The organism is Glutamicibacter sp. NPDC127525, from assembly GCF_042672105.1.
Classification (GTDB): domain Bacteria; phylum Actinomycetota; class Actinomycetes; order Actinomycetales; family Micrococcaceae; genus Glutamicibacter.
In genome coordinates this window covers 570,049-586,052 of the sequence record NZ_JBHXVN010000001.1, presented here as the reverse complement: position 1 = coordinate 586,052, position 16,004 = coordinate 570,049, and the positions used below count along the sequence as shown (strand labels likewise).

Below are 16,004 nucleotides of genomic sequence, written 5' to 3'. Positions count from 1 at the left end.
ACGAGTACCATGCACGTGGGGGAGAATGTTCTGGCTTGTCGGCCAGATGGGAAACATGCCGAACGCCGTGGAGCACGGTGAGGTAGTCCGCTTCATAAAAATGAGGCGACACCGGTGGAAAGGTCTCAGCGCAGGATCATGAAACCTAGCTCGTGAAATTACGGCGTTATGCGTTGTATTGCTGAATCATTGCCGGGATGGCAGTTAACATCGTGAAGAGCGCCAAGGCGGCAATGGCGTATCCCACCACGAGCGCAACGATTGCCAACCGGCGGCCGCGTCCGCCCCGTAGGGTGATCTGGCTTAGCGCGACATGGCCTGCGCCCACGGCCAAGATGGCCTGACCTGAATTTCCAAAGAACCATAGGCAACGGAGTACTTGTTCAGTAATCCCGTATCCGTGTATGACGAGACTCTTTGCGTTGCCATGCGGTTCCTCCCTCAATTGCTGTTACGACGGAGTCTAGACGCCTATTCCCTCGAAAGGCCAGGGAGCCAACAAGCTGGAAGGGTTCGTGAGCTTCGGAGCGAAAGTACTAGTACTGGTAGTGCTCGTCCGGCTTGATATTTCGAAATGAGCTTGGTGGTCACGCGCTGCGGGGCAAGAGCGCGGACTGATTGTGGTTGGCCTAGATGCATGAACGAATCCTAAACGAATGATGCTAGATTTTGGCTCATGAAAGATGACCAAAAGGTACTGGACTACCTCGCCCAGCTGAAGGAGCAGCTTGAGAAGGTCATCATAAACTTACCGAAGGAAATTAGCGCTCAAGTCTACGTTCGTAAGCACCATGTTCATTTAGATCTTCAAAGTCACCGTCTTAGTTTCTTCACACTGGTAGTAGGCGGCGAAGCGCCGGAGCTCGTCTATGATGGGCGATATATGGGATTTCGAACGATTCACGAAGGCTTGGACGAAGTCATGGAATTCGTGGAAGAAACGATCGATGACGTTGCGACTTTTGTCCTGAGTACGAAGCCGCTACTAGCTCATAAAAGATCCGTCTTTCGACGCGCTTTTATTTGCATACCGAGCAATCACGGAGCGGAATGGAAGCTCAAGCAGTTCAGTTAACGCATTGGCGACTGGGAACATTGTCCGGGCTGGCCAGCAGTACTGCCCATTGTCCTCCGTTCTGTGTCGCCCGAACGTGAACCCCGGTGCCAGGTGCTCGTCCCCATCCGAGTATGCTCAGGACTACCTTGCGGACGACGCGGTGCTGGCACTTGAACTGATCCGGGAGTCCTCCGAGTACTAGAATTAGGCCATGGTTTCTATCCGCACAGCCGTTGATACCGACTATTCTGCTTTACTTGCGATTTGGCGCCGCTCAGTCGAGGCGACACACGAGTTCTTGACTCCAGCGGATATCGATTCCATTGAACTGGACGTAGCAAAATATTTGCCTCAGATGTCCGATTTGCGCGTTGCCGAAGTAGTTGGGCAACCGATGGGGTTCATCGCGATCGAGAAAGACATTGTTGAGATGCTGTTTGTTGATGCTTTTGCACAGGGGCGTGGGATTGGGAGCGCTCTGCTTAATTCGGTCGTCACCGGCCGTGAATCCGTACGAGTCGACGTCAATGAACAGAACCCATCGGGACGAAACTTTTACGCCGCAAAGGGATTCACGCAAATAGGTCGGTCCGAAACCGACGGGGAGGGCCGAGGGTTCCCAATTCTGCACCTCGTGAGCAGGTAGGCGCATTAACCACAAGGCTATCCGGGACAAATAGATACCGCCCCATTTGCCTGTGCCCTAAACGAGCGCCTGCAAGGGGAACGTCCGACGGGACCCAAAATTGCTAGCGACCGCTAGACCCTGTATTCACTCTGGTAGAACTAATGCATGCGATGGATTGAGAAATGGTTTGACGAAACTGACTGGCCGAGGGATCCTTTCTTGGATGAATTCCGTGATTCAGTTTGGGAGCTCACGCTCGCCGGAGAGACCAGAGGCTGGCTGACCACTTCGATCACTATTATGCGATCGTTCCCGTTTTTCTGGGACAAGCAAGAGAATATGTGGTCCCAAATTCATTGGTTAGACGGCGGGCATGAATTACCGGAGGAGGATTACGCGCCGGGATGGTACTCAGTCGAAGAACTGCGAGAAGGGCATTTCGTCTCCGATGATCCCAGGAATGGTCAAGAGACCAGCTTTACTGCCACCAGAGTCATCGGTACCGAGCGCGACCAATTGTGGAATCAACTGGATCACGGAGTAATTCGATAAACCGTGAGTTGCACAGATTACTGTCCTGTTCAAGAAGCGTTATTGAGACGTTTTCCCTGCACCTTGCCGGGCAGATTGTTCTTCTAGGAGCACAAGGGCTTTTTCGCTCGCATTCCTGATCCGATTCAACGCACCAATGATGCTTATGCTCGCGAAGAGATTAACGAGAATTAGAACAACGAGAAACCAAGTGTTTTCCATGCTGCAACTCTTCCAGATCTCCCCACCGGCGTCTATCGAGGACGCTCAGCACTGCGGAGAGGCCCAATCAGGTCAAATCAGGCATGCATTCCAGTCGCCGAACGTTCAGCGGGATGCTTAGATCGGTAGGATTCCATATTCTCCCTTCATGATCACGGTTCGAGCAATGGGCTTGGCGGCAATGGCGTTTCCTCACCGGTGGGCTCCTGCCCGTGCAACGGGCACATTCCGATTCCGCCTCCATAGTTGTACTCGACCCAGACCACTTCTTGGCGTTCATTCCTATTGGCTTCCGCCCACGCAAGAACGTCTTCCACGCACGCTGCGTTCTCGATCCGGTGCTCGCTGCTGTCGCAGTTTTCATTCCAGAAGTCCACGCGGTACACCGGAGTGAGGTTTTCTTCGCTGACATAGCGCGGATCAATGGGGGATATGTTCATGCAGGAATCCACTCACCGTCCCGCAAGTGGGTCGATGGCCGGTGGACAGATTCTGGGTGAACGCACGCATGAAGTTCAACGCCTGGCCGGTCCGCAAGCGGAACCCTGACCGGGGCAATACTGGCGAAACCACAGCGCCGCCCCAAGAAGGCGAGAGCCGTTAGGCTGTGGCGTGCTCGGCGGCACCGTCGAGCAGGGTCATAGCGCGGTAGATGGTGTGGTGGATGGGGACATGGACTCCGTGATGCTGCGCCAGTCGGACGACGGTGCCGTTTTGCTCCTCAAGTTCCGAGGACCGTCCTGCGGCCAGATCGCGTTGCATGGAGGCGGTGCTGTCCGGGCTGAAGGCGTCGAATTGTGCCATCATCCGGGCCACGTCCGATTCTCCCAGATTTGCCCCGGCATGGCCGGCGAGGGTAGCAACCTCTCGCATGGCGTCTTCGACCAGGGCGCGGGTTTGCGGGTTGGTGCGGGTTCGGCCAACCGGTTCGCGGCATAGTGCGCCGACTCCGCCGTAGGAGGTGATGAGCATGAATTTTCGCCACATGTCGGTGATGATGTCGGCCGAAACCGTGGTTGCGACTCCTGCTGCGTCCAGGGCGTTGGCCAGTTGCGCGGCCCGGGTTGTGGTTGTTCCGTCGAGTTCGCCCAGGGTGATGGCTGGTTGCCCGCCGACGTGGTGGACGGTGCCGGGTTGCTGGAGGTAGGAAATGATCATGGCGACCCCGCCCAGGGCGTGGCCCGGACCGACCGCTTCGGTGATGCGCTCGGAGGCCGTGACGCCGTTTTGCAGCGGCAAGACAGCGGTGTTCTGCCCAATCAAGGCGCGTGCCCCTCTCATGGCGGCGGCGACCTGGCCGGCTTTGCAGGCCAGGATGACCGCGTCGCACGTGCCGATGGATTCTGCCGTGGTGCTGACACTGGCCAGTAGGGTGGTGAAGCCGGGGCTCCCGTCCCCGGTGGTGATGGTGATCCCGTGGTCGGTGATTGGTGCGATGTGGCGTTCGGTGGCCAGTAGGTGCACTTCGGATCCGCTTTTGGCCAGGGCGGCGGCGAAGTATGCGCCGACGCCGCCGGCGCCGATGACTCCAATTTTCACGGTGTTGCTCCTACTTTTTCAGTTTGGGTGTGGTGGCCGATGTCTTGGTCTTGGTGGCACTGGTCTGGCAGGAAGGCGCCAGATGCCGCTTTGCAGTGCGGATGCTTACTATATTAATTTCCGTATTTGACGATTTGACCAGTAATGAAAGGGAAAAGGAAGTAGCAGGTCTTATTACGAGCATATGTATCGGGTTGTACCCATCCATATGCTCATGTGGGGAACGTCCAACGGGACGTTGCCTGGGATGGGAAGACTCTCGTTGAACTGATCCAGAACGGCTTGTTGCAGGCTGCGGTGATCTAAGTGACCAGGCAAGGTGAACGCGAATGAGAAGGCTTATTTATTTCCTAGGCATCGGTGAGACTCCATGATTGATCCGCTGATCGACATCGAACTTGAGATCATCGAAAACGGCGTAGACGACTGGGTCCTGTTCCTCCACATCATGGGGATCATCAACGAAGCCAAGGGCAATGTCCTGAGCGAGGACGAGGCCATTGCAGAGGCCACGGGTACTGTGTTGGCTCTGTGCTCCAAGGGGTATGCCCAGCTCGGCAGATACACCGGACCTACAAGTTTTGTTCCATGGCCCGACACCGGCGAAGAGCTCCGCGCTCGGATGGAGCACCAGCTGGAAAATCCGCCTCCTGGGGAAGGCCCTGTGGGTAATCTGATGTACATCATGCTCGATATCCTGCCTGGTGGGCAGAAAGCCAGAGACGAACAGTCCCAGTAAGCGAACGGTCTACGGGACGGTGTGGTCGCTTGAGGGTCAATGAAGAAATTTGGAGGCGGAGGGGCGGTTAATTTGCGTGAGCAGGTCAATACTTTGTCCTGTGGAGCGTCATTTGATCCATGAGCCCTCTATTCGCGCCGACGGCCCTCAGACCTTCGACGGGGGCGCCCCCTCCATCAACTAGCCCGCTAGCTCACCCATCAAACGGCAAGTCTGGAGCTATCAACCAGGCGCCCGCGGATGAAGAACACTAGGACTAGGCCTACAGCGATAACCACGACGTTACCGAGGCTGGCGATGCTGCCCAGGGCACTACCCGAGGGGTAGGTACCGAGAAGGAAGATGCTGGGGTCGGTACTAGCGTGGAGCAACACCGGCCAGATGAGGTTGCCGGTCACGCGCAGCGCGAAGTACATGAGGATACCGAACATGAAGGTATAACCGAGTTGAAGTAGCGTCGGTCCCAGAGCCTGACCGCTGAGAAGGTTGACCGAGTGAAGCAGCGCGAAAACCCCGGCAGAGACGAGCGCAACTGCGATCTCACCGTGGCCCGCCTTGCGCAACATGTTGACCACGAGTCCACGGGTGAGAACTTCCTCGGCGAAGCCGATCAACAGTCCGATGAGAATCCAAAGCGCCACGACAGTGAAGCCAGCCTTCGCGTAGTCCATCGATGCGAAGCGTAAGACGTTGAACAGCAGCACCGCGATGACGGCGATCCACATCCAGCGCCCACCTCGAATCGGCTGAGGGCCAAAAAGGTCCTTTAGCCACCCGACGGATGCAGCGAAGGCCACCAAAATCAGCCCGCCAATAGCAATCGGTACAAGGTATCCGAGCAGAAGATACTTCGGACTGTTGGGCTCGCCGATGTCACCCCCGACTACAACCCCTATCAAGAGGCTCGCTCCCTCATAGAGGGCGAGGTAGGCAACGGCCAGTCCTATTGCTTTCCACCAAGCTCCGTGGTTCCAGAACCGCGTCCATGGCGAATCAGCGGTCAGAACGGTCATTGGTGCTCCCAAGGTCAAGCGGCACGAAGTTGAGCCACATCCGTTACATTACTCGATCGAATGATCCCTGTTTCCAGGCAGTCTCCAGACGAAAAGTTGTTGGCTAAGTTCATCGCAGAACCACACATAGCCTCGAGAGCCCACCACACGAGGCTGTCCCGTAAGCCGGTCGCATACAGGAGCACACCACATGCTGACTTGAATTGCAGAACTTTCATGGATTCACAGGAAAGCCGGCCGTTTCGTATGCCCCTTCTGGTGTAGTGACAGGCGAGGGGCATGAAACGAAACGATCTGGCGGTACCTCAAGATGTTGAATGCTCGCAAGGAAAAAATTGCTGCTGGATGGCCTCGACACCGCGGATGACGCCACTAGGCGGAACGTTTGGCGAGGTTCGCGATGCAATTGCGTTGCGGATCAGTGATTGCGATGCCCCTGATTGACGGCGTGAACCGAATGACGAACTTTATCCTTTTATCGCTCATGCAACACGGGGTATGCGCTCGCCGCTCATTGGCATCCACGAGATAGCTGCGATCTTCGGGAGGTGTTGCACACGTGGCAGGCGCAGGAGCGCGATGGTTCATGACGTTGCTCAAACGGCTTGAGCCGGAGACGGTCACCTGTTGGGTGAACGCCAGAGTTGAGTGCGGCAGGTTGGCAGCGCTCGGTGGATCCCGAACGGTTAGGTGATTCGCCAGCCAACGTATTCGACCATAGGGCCCGTCGATTCCAGTTCGGAACAGCAGGCTTCGGGGAGGTCCGGCATATGCCGGCGCTGAGGCAGCATGCCAGCGAGAAACTTGGGAGCCGGCCAGTCCATCCCGTGAGCGCGGGTTTCCAAGGGCAACCGGTACCTCGAATGGGTCGTCGTGGTCCGGTCTGGGTTCGCAGGGATGCCGGCTCACCGGTCGACATTTCGGGTGGATGCACGAGCACGCATGGCGCTCGCCGTGTGCCGGATCAGGGGTTTGGAGAATTAACTGTGAGTTGCGTCCATTCGTACACGTATTCGAAGTAGTTTTCGATTAGTATTGCCTCGTGGCTATTTCATCGCAGAGTAAAAGAACTGATCTGACTCGCCTGGTCGTCAAGGGTGCACGCGAGCACAACCTGAAAAACGTGGACATTGATCTCCCGCGTGACGCAATGATTGTCTTTACCGGTCTTTCCGGTTCGGGCAAGTCCTCCTTGGCCTTTGACACCATTTTTGCCGAAGGACAGCGCCGCTACGTCGAATCGCTCTCTGCCTACGCCCGCATGTTCCTCGGCCAGGTGGACAAGCCCGATGTGGATTTCATCGAGGGCCTGTCTCCAGCGGTGTCCATCGACCAGAAATCGACCAGCCGCAACCCGCGTTCCACAGTGGGCACGATTACCGAAGTGTACGACTACATGCGCCTGCTGTGGGCCCGCGTGGGCCGTCCGCATTGCCCGATCTGCCACGAACCGATCTCCAAGCAGACTCCGCAGCAGATCGTCGACCAGCTGATGGAGCTACCGGAGAAAACCCGCTTCCAGATCCTCGCCCCGGTAGTGCGCTCGCGCAAGGGCGAATTCGTCGACCTGTTCGCAGAGCTCTCATCCAAGGGCTTCGCCCGTGCCCGCGTTGACGGCACCACCATCCAGCTGAACGATCCGCCGAAGCTGGCCAAGCAGGTCAAGCACACCATTGAGGTGGTCGTCGACCGCCTGGCCATCAAGGAAGATGCCCGCCAGCGCTTGACTGACTCCATCGAAACGGCCCTGGGCATCGCCGAAGGACGCGTGCTGGCCGACTTCGTGGACCTGGACGAGGATGATCCCCAGCGCGTGCGCGCGTTCTCCGAGAACCTGGCCTGCCCCAATGAGCATCCGCTGGCCATCGATGAGATCGAGCCGCGCACTTTCTCCTTCAACAACCCGTTCGGTGCTTGTTCGGCCTGTTCCGGCATCGGCACCAAGCTGGAAGTCGATGAGCACCTGATCGTTCCGGACGGCGAGGTCACCTTGGCCGAGGGCGCGATCGCCCCATGGTCGCTAGGCAAGGCCACCACCGAATACTGGAACCGCTTGATCGAAGGCCTGGGCCATGAGCTGGGCTTCACCATGGACACCCAGTGGCAGGAGCTGCCGGCTGCCGCCCGCGAAGCGATCCTGAATGGCAAGGACCACAAGGTGGTCGTGCAGTACAAGAACCGCTTCGGCCGCGAGCGCAAGTACTCCACCGGCTTCGAGGGCGTCATTTCCTACGTGCACCGCAAGCACCAGGAAACCGAATCGGATCACGCCCGCGACCGCTACGAGCAGTACATGCGCCAGATCCCGTGCCCTACCTGCGGCGGCGCGCGCCTGAATCCGGCGTCGCTCTCGGTCTTGGTGGGCGGGCGTTCCATCGCTGAAGTTGCCGCCATGGACCTGCGCAGCGCCGCGGAATTCCTCTCCACGATCGTGCTCACCGCACGCGAGGCGCAGATCGCCGCGCAGGTGCTCAAGGAAATCGACGCGCGCATGAAGTTCCTGCTGGACGTCGGGCTGGAGTACCTGACCCTGGAACGCGCTGCCGGCACCCTGTCCGGCGGCGAGGCGCAGCGCATTCGCCTGGCTACGCAGATTGGTTCGGGCCTGGTCGGCGTGCTCTACGTTCTGGACGAGCCGTCCATCGGCCTGCACCAGCGCGATAACCGCCGCCTGATCGACACCCTGCTGCACCTGCGATCGCTGGGCAACACCCTGATCGTGGTGGAGCACGACGAAGACACCATTGCCGAAGCTGACTGGATCGTGGACATCGGCCCGGGCGCCGGCGAGCACGGCGGCGAAGTGGTGCACTCCGGATCCCTGGAGGGCCTGAAGCAGAACACCAAGTCGCTGACCGGAGACTACCTTTCGGGCCGCAAGCAGATCGACATCCCGTCCAAGCGCCGCAAGATCGACAAGGAGCGCAAGCTCAAGGTGGTCGGTGCCAACGAGAACAACCTGCAGAACGTGTCGGTGGAGTTCCCGCTGGGCGTGCTGACCGCGGTGACCGGCGTGTCCGGCTCGGGCAAGTCCACCCTGGTCAATGACATCCTGTACAAGGTGCTGGCCAACAAGCTCAACGGCGCCAAGCAGGTGCCCGGCCGCCACACCCGCGTGCAGGGCCTGGAGCACCTGGACAAGGTGGTCCACGTTGACCAGTCGCCCATCGGCCGGACCCCGCGTTCGAACCCTGCGACCTACACCGGCGTGTTCGACCACATCCGCAAGCTGTTTGCGGAGACCAATGAGGCGAAGCTGCGCGGCTACCAGCCGGGCCGTTTCTCCTTCAACGTCAAGGGCGGACGCTGCGAATCCTGCTCGGGTGACGGCACGCTGAAGATCGAGATGAACTTCCTGCCGGACGTCTACGTGCCCTGCGAGGTCTGCCAGGGCGCCCGCTACAACCGCGAAACCCTGCAGGTGCTGTACAAGGGCAAGAACATTGCCGATGTGCTGGATATGCCGATTGCCGAAGGCGCCGAGTTCTTCAGTGCCTTCACCCCGATCGCCCGCCACCTGCGCACGCTGGTGGACGTGGGTTTGGGCTACGTGCGCCTGGGTCAGCCGGCAACCACCCTCTCCGGTGGCGAGGCCCAGCGCGTGAAGCTGGCTGCGGAACTGCAGAAGCGTTCCAATGGCCGCTCCATCTACGTCCTGGACGAGCCGACCACCGGTCTGCACTTCGAAGATATCCGCAAGCTGCTCAAGGTGCTGCAGGGATTGGTCGACAAGGGCAACACCGTGTTGACCATCGAGCACAACCTGGATGTCATCAAGTCGGCTGACTGGGTCATCGACCTCGGCCCGGAAGGCGGCTCAGGCGGCGGCACGATCCTGGCTGCCGGCACCCCGGAAAAGGTGGCCAAGGTGGGCGAATCGCACACCGGGAAGTTCCTCTCCGAGATCCTGTAATGCCTGGCGGAGAATGTTCGACATATGCGATTTCAGTTATGGATTGCTAACCCGCGTCCGCTTCATGGGAAGATGGCTAGGTGAATATGTCGGTAACAAGTGTGCTCTTCGATCTGGATGGGACCCTCGTGGACCCTGCCGGTGCCATAACTTCGGGTATCCGCCACGCGGTCACCTCCCATGGTTTGGCCGATCCGGGCGAAGCACGAGTTGAAGCGCTGGTAGGCCCGCCCCTCCAAATCGGGCTGCGTACGCTTGACGGCGTCACCGACGAGAACATCGACTCCATCATCGCGGCCTACCGCGCCCGCTATGCCGAGGTGGGCATGGCAGAATCCGTGATCTACCCGGGCATTGCGGCGCTCCTGGACGCGTTGCGCGCGGCCGGGATCTACGTCGCAGTGACCACGGCCAAGCCCATCAACATTGCGCGCCAGCTCATTGCACGCAAGGGGCTGGATGAGCATCTCGATGCGATTCACGGCAACGCGGATGAGCACGGGAGCATGGGTTCGAGCAAGACGCACATTGTCGCTGAGGCTTTGGAGCACGGGCAGCTGGACCCGGCGAGCAGCGTAGTTGTGGGGGACCGCTACTACGATTGGGATGCCGCCCGCGAGAATTCGGTGGCTTCGGTCGGCGTCGCGTGGGGCTTTGCCCAGGACGATGAACTGCAGCAGGCAGGCGCAACTGTGGCGACAACCCGGGACCTTGCTGAGCTCCTGCTCGGAGCACAGCTGGCAAACACGCTGAACCTCGACGATGACCTCATGCAGGAAGGTGCAAAGTAGATGAGCATCTACACCATGACCCGTTCGTCGATTCGGGGCGTCATCCACGGTGTATGCCGTGCGGAAGTGACCGGGCTTGAGAACGTTCCCAAGGAAGGCGGCTTCATTGTCGCCTCCAACCACCTGTCATTCTTCGACTCCTTGATCATTCAGGCGCTGACCCCGCGCGACGTGGCGTTCTTCGCCAAGGCGGAATACTTCACCACCCCGGGACTGAAGGGCAAGGTGATGAAGACCTTCTTCGAATCCGTGGGATCCATTCCGGTGCAGCGTGGCGAACAGGCAGCTTCGGTTGCCGCCCTCGATTCCCTGGTGGAAATCGTCGAAGGCGGCAAGGGCATCGGCATCTACCCCGAGGGCACTCGCTCGCGCGATGGCAAGTTGTACCGCGGACGCACCGGCGTGGGCTGGCTGGCGCTGACCACCGGTGTACCAGTGGTACCGGTGGGCTTGATCGGCACGGAGAAGCTGCAGCCTGCTGGTTCAAAGGGTTTCCGTCCTGCCAAATTCCATATCCACTATGGCGAGCCGCTGTACTTCGACCAGTTGGGACGCAAGCACCCGTTGCCGCAGCGCCGCCAGGCCACGGACCGGATCGTTGATGCGATTGCCGAGCTTTCCGGCCAGGAACGCGTCGATTCCTACAACCAACTGCCACCGGACGCGAAATAGACCATGGCTGATCCGGCAAGTTACCGTCCGAGAACTTCGGACATTCCCACGAAACCGGGCGTGTACCGTTTCCGCGATGAACACGGCCGTGTCATCTACGTTGGCAAGGCCAAGGTCCTGCGCAACCGCTTGACCTCCTACTTCGCCAATCCTGACCGGCTCACGCCCAAAACCCGGGCCATGGTATTCACCGCCGGCAGCGTGGAGTGGACCGTGGTGGGTTCCGAATTGGAAGCGCTGCAGCTGGAGTACTCCTGGATCAAGGAATACAATCCCCGGTTCAATATTGTTTTCCGTGATGACAAGACCTACCCGTACCTTGCTGTCACCTTGAACGAAAAGTACCCGCGCGCCCTGGTCATGCGCGGGGACAAGCGCAAGGGCGTGAAGTATTTCGGGCCGTTCTATCCGGCCAAGGCCATCCGGGAAACCCTCGATACGCTGTTGCGGGTCTTTCCTGTGCGCAGCTGTGCGCCGGGCGTGTTCAAGCGTGCCGAAGCATCGGGTCGCCCTTGCCTCTTGGGGTACATCGACAAATGCTCGGCGCCCTGCGTGGGGCGCATCAGCGAAGAAGACCACCGTCAACTGGCTGATGACCTATGCACCTTCATGAGCGGCGAGGCTACTAAGTTCACCAAGGCCCTGACAGCCAAGATGCAAGAGGCGGTGGCAGAACTCGAATACGAGAAGGCCGCCCGCTATCGCGATGACATTGCCGCACTGAACAGAGTTTTTGAACGCAACGCCGTGGTCCTTGACGACCGTACCGAAGCTGATATCTTCGGCATTCATGGCGATGAATTAGAAGCCGCCGTGCAGGTATTCCATGTCCGCGACGGCCGTATCCGTTCGCAACGAGGCTGGGTCGTCGAAAAGGTTGCGGATACCACCGGCGCTGAATTCGTCGAGCAGCTTCTCACCCAGGTCTACGCAGATCACGCGGACCGGATTCCCAAGGAAATCCTGGTTCCGACTCTGCCCGAAGACATTGAGGATGTCACGACCTGGCTCACCGAGCTGCGCGGTTCCAAAGTCTCCTTGCGCGTCGCCCAACGCGGCGACAAGGCGGCACTGGCATCCACCGTCGTGGAGAACGCCGAACAAGCGCTGCGCCTGCACAAGTCGAAGCGAGCAGGTGATATCACCACGCGTTCGCTGGCGATGCAGGAACTGCAGGATGCACTGGGAGCCGAACAAGCACTGCTTCGCATCGAATGCTATGACGCGTCGCATACCCAAGGCACCAACGTGGTTGCTTCCATGGTGGTCTTTGAAGATGGGCTGCCCAAGAAGAGCGAATATCGAAAGTTCTCCATCACCGGTGATGCAGCACGCGATGATACCGCCAGCATGTACGACGTGATCTACCGTCGCTTCAGCCGCTACCTGAAGGAGAAGGTCGACCCCAAGAGCTTTGCAACCGGGGAAGTGGATGAAGAAACCGGTGAGCAGGAAAAGAAGCGATTCTCCTACCCGCCATCTCTGGTGATCGTTGACGGCGGACCGCCCCAGGTGGCCGCGGCGCAGAAGGCCATGGACGACCTGGGAATCGATGACATTCCAGTGGTCGGCCTGGCTAAGCGCTTGGAAGAACTGTGGCTGCCCGACGATCCGTTCCCGGTGATCCTGCCGCGTGCCTCAGCTGCCCTGTATTTGGTGCAGCGGCTTCGCGACGAGGCGCACCGTTTTGCGATCAACTTCCACCGCGCCAAGCGTGCTAAATCCATGATCGCCTCGGATTTGGACGCGATCCCGGGGCTGGGCAAGTCCAAGCAGGCTGCCCTGCGCAAGCACTTCGGGTCGATGAAGAAGATCCGTGCGGCGAGCATCGAGGAGCTGATGGACGTGCCAGGAGTCGGTGAAAAACTTGCGACTTCCATCAAAGAGTCCCTAGAAGACGCTTCATTAACCGGTGTGAATATGACTACAGGCGAAATTGTCGACTAGCCTTGTGATATGACCGCTGAGTATGAAGCAGTAAAACCCCCTGAGTCCGAACTCGTGATCGTAACCGGCATGTCAGGTGCCGGTCGCACCACAGTCGCGCATGCTCTGGAAGACCAGGGCTGGTACGTAGTGGAGAACCTTCCACCGGCCATGCTTGGACCCTTGACGGAGATGATGAGCCGTTCGCAGGGCTCCATCCCGAAGATGGCTGTCGTGATGGACGTGCGCTCCAAGGAAATGTTCCCGGAAATCCGCGATGCCTTGGCGAACCTGACAGCCAGCGGGGTGAAGTTCCGCCTGGTCTACCTCGACGCCAGCGACGAGGTGCTGATCCGCCGCTTCGAGCAGGGTCGCCGGCCGCATCCGCTGCAGGATGACGGCCGCATTGTCGACGGCATCAAGCGCGAACGCGGGATCACCGATCAATTGCGTGAAGCTGCCGAAATCATCTTGGATTCCACGACCATGTCGGTGCACGACCTGGCACGTGCAGTCAACGAACTGTTCAGCGAATCCGGGCCGATCATCCTGCGCATCAACGTGATGAGCTTCGGGTTCAAGTACGGCCTGCCCGCTGATGCCAACTACGTGGCAGATGTCCGTTTCATCCCCAACCCCCATTGGGTACCTGAACTGCGCCCGCAGACAGGCAAGGACAAGGAAGTGTCGGACTATGTGCTGAGCCAGGAAGGCACGAGCGAGTTCATCGAGAACTACCTCAAGGCATTGGAACCGGTCTTTGAAGGTTACCGCCGCGAGAATAAGCACTACGCGACTATTGCCGTGGGCTGCACCGGCGGCAAGCACCGCTCGGTAGCAACCACCATTGAGCTGGGCCGGCGCCTGGCGCAGTTCCCGAACGTCAGGGTGAATATCAGCCACCGTGATCTGGGGCGTGAGTAGCCGCCATGGCCTTTGCTACAGGTCCGATCCCGATCCAGGGACTGACTCGAAGTGATGATTACCGCAACCCATCGGTGGTGGCCTTGGGCGGGGGACACGGGCTGTCCTCGTCGCTCTCTGCCCTGCGCCGTCTGACTACCGACCTCACCGCCGTAGTAACGGTGGCCGATGACGGCGGCAGTTCCGGGCGGCTTCGGGGATCCTTCGATGTGCTGCCCCCGGGAGACTTGCGCATGGCGCTGGCTGCGCTGTGCGACGACAATGACTGGGGCCGTACCTGGCGCGATGTCATGCAGTACCGCTTTGAATCGACCGAAAACGCCGACGAGCCATTGAACGGCCATGCCGTTGGCAATTTGCTGATCCTGGCGCTGTGGGAGTTGCTCGATAACCCGGTAGCTGGCCTGCGTTGGGCAGGTGCCCTGCTTGGCGCGCGCGGGCAGGTCCTGCCAATGAGCACGGTTCCGCTGTCCATCCATGGCGAGGTTCTTGAATCCGACCCGGTGAACGACACCTTGGTGCGTCGCCGAATCGATGGGCAGGCCAAGCTGGCTCGCGCCGGTTCCGGCGGCCTGGTTACCCACGTGTACCTGGAACCGTCCGATGCGCCGGCCTGCTCCGAAGCGCTGGAATCCATCGATCTGGCGGACTGGGTGATTCTCGGTCCCGGTTCCTGGTACACCTCGGTGCTCCCGCATCTGCTGCTGCCGGATATGCGCCAGGCCCTGGCATCGACCACGGCCAAGAAGCTGCTGACCATGAACCTGGCCTTTGATACGGCAGAGACTTCCGGGATGGACGCCGCGGCGCACTTGGAGGTGCTGGGACGTTACGCACCCGAGGTCAAATTCGATGCAATTATTGCCGACGAATCAAAGATTCTTAACAGGGATCGATTTGAGCTGGCAGCGCAAAAACTCGGTGCGCGTGTCTTTTTTAGTACAGTAGGAGTATCTGACGGTCGTGCTGTGCACGACCCGTTGCGACTAGCGGCGGCCTATCACGAGGTGTTTACCGCGATCGGGTCTTAGGAAGATCCAAGTAAGGGAGTTTGATTCATGGCATTGACGGCTTCCGTCAAAGACGAGCTGTCGCGGGTAGAGATTCGCAAGCCATCGGTCCGCAAGGCCGAGGTTTCGACCATGCTCCGCTTCAGCGGCGGGCTGCACATCGTCTCCGGACGAATTGTCATCGAAGCAGAAGTGGACCTCGCGGCGACGGCCCGGCGGTTGAAGATTGCTATCGGCGAGCTGTACGGCCACGATGCCGAAATCGTCATGGTTTCCGGATCGGGCATCCGCAAGGGGAGCCGCTACATTGTGCGTGTTTCCAAGGACGGCGAAGTGCTTGCACGCCAAACTGGCCTGCTTGACCAGCGCGGCCGGCCGGTACGCGGCCTGCCCTCGGTGATCGTCAACGGTTCTACCGCCGACGCTGAAGCTGTATGGCGCGGCGCATTCCTGTCCCACGGATCGTTGACCGAACCCGGACGCAGCTCCGCTTTGGAAATCACCTGCCCTGGGCCAGAAGCCGCTTTGGCGCTGGTCGGTGCAGCTCGCCGCCTGGGACTGACGGTCAAGGCGCGTGAAGTGCGCGGTGTGGACCGCGTTGTGATCCGTGATGGCGATGCCATCGCCCAACTGCTGACCCGCATGGGCGCTCACGATGCGCTCATGGTCTGGGAAGAACGGCGCATGCGCAAGGAAGTGCGCGCGACGGCGAACCGCTTGGCGAACTTCGACGACGCCAACCTGCGGCGCAGTGCCCAGGCAGCGGTAGCTGCCGGTGCCCGCGTTGAGCGTGCACTGGGCATCTTGGGCGACGAGGTTCCCGAGCACTTGCGCTATGCGGGACTGCTGCGCCTTGAGCACAAGCAAGCCTCCTTGGATGAGCTCGGCCGCATGGCCGAACCGCCAATGACCAAGGACGCCATCGCTGGCCGAATCCGCCGCCTTTTGGCTATGGCGGATAAAAAGGCGAGCGATCTGGGAATACCAGGTACGGAGTCCAGCGTTCCAGGAGATGAACTGGAACATTAAAATGTCCCCG

General features: G+C 59.5%; 14 protein-coding genes. 11 read left to right on the top strand and 3 right to left on the bottom strand.

All coding sequences use genetic code 11. From position 1 onward, the window contains the following. Positions 1-676 precede the first annotated feature (676 nt). The 3 genes from ACFVHU_RS02690 (at position 677) to ACFVHU_RS02680 (ending at position 2,237) form a co-directional block, all read left to right on the top strand. Positions 677-1,075 carry a hypothetical protein gene (locus ACFVHU_RS02690; protein WP_388022307.1) on the top strand — a complete coding sequence of 133 codons (399 nt, stop codon included), beginning with the start codon at positions 677-679 and terminating at the stop codon, positions 1,073-1,075. 193 nt (positions 1,076-1,268) lie between these two features. Beyond that, a complete protein-coding gene (locus ACFVHU_RS02685; RefSeq protein WP_388022304.1) occupies positions 1,269-1,703 on the top strand; it encodes a GNAT family N-acetyltransferase in 435 nt (144 codons plus the stop codon). A 147-nt stretch (positions 1,704-1,850) separates the two neighbouring features. Then, positions 1,851-2,237 (top strand): hypothetical protein, encoded by a 387-nt coding sequence (locus ACFVHU_RS02680; RefSeq protein WP_388022301.1) that lies wholly within the window; start codon positions 1,851-1,853, stop codon positions 2,235-2,237. 353 nt (positions 2,238-2,590) lie between these two features. Here the strand turns inward: ACFVHU_RS02680 and ACFVHU_RS02675 are convergent, their stop codons facing one another. Then, positions 2,591-2,878, bottom strand: coding sequence for a hypothetical protein (locus ACFVHU_RS02675; protein ID WP_388022298.1), 288 nt, complete (start codon positions 2,876-2,878; stop codon positions 2,591-2,593). A gap of 160 nt (positions 2,879-3,038) precedes the next feature. After that, a complete protein-coding gene (locus tag ACFVHU_RS02670; RefSeq protein WP_388022296.1) occupies positions 3,039-3,977 on the bottom strand; it encodes a ketopantoate reductase family protein in 939 nt (312 codons plus the stop codon). Positions 3,978-4,347: 370 nt separating this feature from the next. On the opposite strand from ACFVHU_RS02670, the gene ACFVHU_RS02665 reads away from it, so the two are divergent. Beyond that, positions 4,348-4,716 carry a hypothetical protein gene (locus ACFVHU_RS02665; RefSeq protein WP_388022294.1) on the top strand — a complete coding sequence of 123 codons (369 nt, stop codon included), beginning with the start codon at positions 4,348-4,350 and terminating at the stop codon, positions 4,714-4,716. Between the two features lie 200 nt (positions 4,717-4,916). Here the strand turns inward: ACFVHU_RS02665 and ACFVHU_RS02660 are convergent, their stop codons facing one another. Beyond that, positions 4,917-5,729, bottom strand: coding sequence for a CPBP family intramembrane glutamic endopeptidase (locus ACFVHU_RS02660; protein WP_388022291.1), 813 nt, complete (start codon positions 5,727-5,729; stop codon positions 4,917-4,919). A 1,042-nt stretch (positions 5,730-6,771) separates the two neighbouring features. Between ACFVHU_RS02660 and uvrA the strand changes: the two genes are divergently transcribed. The 7 genes from uvrA to whiA all read left to right on the top strand — a co-directional run bounded on the left by uvrA (position 6,772) and on the right by whiA (position 15,994). Further along, positions 6,772-9,642, top strand: a complete 2,871-nt coding sequence (gene uvrA / locus ACFVHU_RS02655) for an excinuclease ABC subunit UvrA (RefSeq protein ID WP_388022288.1) — start codon at positions 6,772-6,774, stop codon at positions 9,640-9,642. Between the two features lie 86 nt (positions 9,643-9,728). Next, positions 9,729-10,433 (top strand): HAD hydrolase-like protein, encoded by a 705-nt coding sequence (locus tag ACFVHU_RS02650; RefSeq protein ID WP_388022285.1) that lies wholly within the window; start codon positions 9,729-9,731, stop codon positions 10,431-10,433. Then, the gene (locus ACFVHU_RS02645) at positions 10,434-11,105 is read left to right on the top strand and encodes a 1-acyl-sn-glycerol-3-phosphate acyltransferase (protein WP_105656671.1); all 672 of its coding nucleotides are present in this window, start codon (positions 10,434-10,436) and stop codon (positions 11,103-11,105) included. Between the two features lie 3 nt (positions 11,106-11,108). Beyond that, positions 11,109-13,052 (top strand): excinuclease ABC subunit UvrC, encoded by a 1,944-nt coding sequence (gene uvrC / locus ACFVHU_RS02640; protein ID WP_388022282.1) that lies wholly within the window; start codon positions 11,109-11,111, stop codon positions 13,050-13,052. A gap of 9 nt (positions 13,053-13,061) precedes the next feature. Next, on the top strand, positions 13,062-13,955 hold the full coding sequence (gene rapZ, locus ACFVHU_RS02635) for an RNase adapter RapZ (protein ID WP_105656669.1): 894 nt from the start codon (positions 13,062-13,064) through the stop codon (positions 13,953-13,955). 5 nt (positions 13,956-13,960) lie between these two features. Continuing rightward, a complete protein-coding gene (gene yvcK / locus ACFVHU_RS02630) occupies positions 13,961-14,986 on the top strand; it encodes a uridine diphosphate-N-acetylglucosamine-binding protein YvcK (RefSeq protein WP_105656668.1) in 1,026 nt (341 codons plus the stop codon). 27 nt (positions 14,987-15,013) lie between these two features. Then, complete coding sequence (whiA, locus tag ACFVHU_RS02625) at positions 15,014-15,994, top strand: DNA-binding protein WhiA (RefSeq protein WP_105656667.1); 981 nt, start codon at positions 15,014-15,016, stop codon at positions 15,992-15,994. The last annotated feature ends 10 nt before the right edge of the window (positions 15,995-16,004 follow it).

Coding starts and splice junctions, on each gene's coding strand:
- ACFVHU_RS02690 (WP_388022307.1), top strand. CDS start 677: ATGAAAGATGACCAAAAGGTACTGGACTACCTCGCCCAGCTGAAGGAG.
- ACFVHU_RS02685 (WP_388022304.1), top strand. CDS start 1,269: ATGGTTTCTATCCGCACAGCCGTTGATACCGACTATTCTGCTTTACTT.
- ACFVHU_RS02680 (WP_388022301.1), top strand. CDS start 1,851: ATGCGATGGATTGAGAAATGGTTTGACGAAACTGACTGGCCGAGGGAT.
- ACFVHU_RS02675 (WP_388022298.1), bottom strand. CDS start 2,878: ATGAACATATCCCCCATTGATCCGCGCTATGTCAGCGAAGAAAACCTC.
- ACFVHU_RS02665 (WP_388022294.1), top strand. CDS start 4,348: ATGATTGATCCGCTGATCGACATCGAACTTGAGATCATCGAAAACGGC.
- ACFVHU_RS02660 (WP_388022291.1), bottom strand. CDS start 5,729: ATGACCGTTCTGACCGCTGATTCGCCATGGACGCGGTTCTGGAACCAC.
- ACFVHU_RS02650 (WP_388022285.1), top strand. CDS start 9,729: ATGTCGGTAACAAGTGTGCTCTTCGATCTGGATGGGACCCTCGTGGAC.
- ACFVHU_RS02645 (WP_105656671.1), top strand. CDS start 10,434: ATGAGCATCTACACCATGACCCGTTCGTCGATTCGGGGCGTCATCCAC.
- uvrC (WP_388022282.1), top strand. CDS start 11,109: ATGGCTGATCCGGCAAGTTACCGTCCGAGAACTTCGGACATTCCCACG.
- rapZ (WP_105656669.1), top strand. CDS start 13,062: ATGACCGCTGAGTATGAAGCAGTAAAACCCCCTGAGTCCGAACTCGTG.
- yvcK (WP_105656668.1), top strand. CDS start 13,961: ATGGCCTTTGCTACAGGTCCGATCCCGATCCAGGGACTGACTCGAAGT.
- whiA (WP_105656667.1), top strand. CDS start 15,014: ATGGCATTGACGGCTTCCGTCAAAGACGAGCTGTCGCGGGTAGAGATT.